Raw genomic sequence first — 1,151 nt, 5'->3', positions numbered from 1 at the left:
CGGCGCTGTCGCGGGCGCAGGCGTCGGGTGCGGCTGCGGCTGCGGCTGCGGCTGCGGCTGCGGCTGCGGCTGCGGCTGCGGCTGCGGCTGCGGCTGCGGCTGCGGCTGCGGCTGCGGCTGCGAGCACATGTTTCCCTCACCTCGGCTGACGGTTCCGCTAGACCAGGACGACCCGTGATCTATGGCACATAGTGCGCCGCTATCTGCCATAAATCCTTAGCACCGGATTCCGGCGAATGCTCCCCGAACCCCCGTATCCGGGGCGGCATAGCACTATTTGTGTCGGTCCCGCATGCGAGGCTGTCAGCACATCTGCTGGTGGTGGGGAGGGAGGCCAATATAGCCGAGACTGACGAGCAGCCCAAGGTGCGACTGGTCGTGCACTGCCGGCGCTGTCACGGCTGGCTCATGTCACCAGAGTCGGTCGCCCGCCGCATCAGCCCGACCTGCGAGGCCCGTGAGCGCGCCGAACTGCTCGCCGCCGCTGCGCGGCGGCCGCGTGAGCTGACCTTGTTCGACATCGCAGCCGCCGAACGCCTTCGATTGGGGGTGATCAGGTTTCGTGTAGTGGACTACCCCTACAAAGATGCTGTTACCGGACCTGGATCTCGCTACCAGATGGGGGGTGTGGTTCTCATCGTTACCAGGCACTCGCTGAGCACTGCTCCGACCGTGGTTATGTTTGTCCATTTAGAGAGAAAAGGAACCATCATTTCTCTCGATTTCTCGTGCGCCCATCCTGATGGCCTGCGCGAGATTTCGCCAGCCGTCCGTCGCAGAATGCGCACCTCTTGGGATCTGTCTACGCAAAATATCCCTGATGGCTACGCAGAAATCGCTGAGTTTCCTCATTCTCCTATCCCGAACTCGAATCCACCGCGTCGGCCCGGCGTCTGGTGTCGGATGTGGTGTCGCGGGTCGGTCGGTGATGTGGGCGTGGCCGGTCCGCCGGTCTGTCGATTTTCGACTATCGGCCGGAGATGATTTCGCCGGTCAAGTCCGCGGGGGGAAATCTTCTGGTCGGCTCTGCCACAAGGCATCCTTCTTGTCGGACGGCGAATTCCCAGGACTTCTCGCGGTCCACGGTGTCGGGAATTTTGGTAGCTGTATCGACGATGTCGTAGGCGATTCTGGTCGGTCATGGGCCCCGA

General features: G+C 62.9%; 2 protein-coding genes. Both read left to right on the top strand.

Translation table 11 applies throughout. The features are described from left to right. A partial coding sequence (locus tag AB0B25_RS32170; protein ID WP_357187627.1) for a hypothetical protein occupies positions 1-192 on the top strand: 192 nt, incomplete at its 5' end. Positions 193-408: 216 nt separating this feature from the next. Then, positions 409-984, top strand: coding sequence for a hypothetical protein (locus tag AB0B25_RS32165; RefSeq protein WP_357187624.1), 576 nt, complete (start codon positions 409-411; stop codon positions 982-984). Positions 985-1,151 lie beyond the last annotated feature (167 nt).

The sequence above is a fragment of the Nocardia sp. NPDC049190 genome (assembly GCF_040648115.1).
GTDB lineage: Bacteria > Actinomycetota > Actinomycetes > Mycobacteriales > Mycobacteriaceae > Nocardia.
This window is presented reverse-complemented; position numbering and strand designations above follow the sequence as displayed.

Coding starts and splice junctions, on each gene's coding strand:
- AB0B25_RS32165 (WP_357187624.1), top strand. CDS start 409: ATGTCACCAGAGTCGGTCGCCCGCCGCATCAGCCCGACCTGCGAGGCC.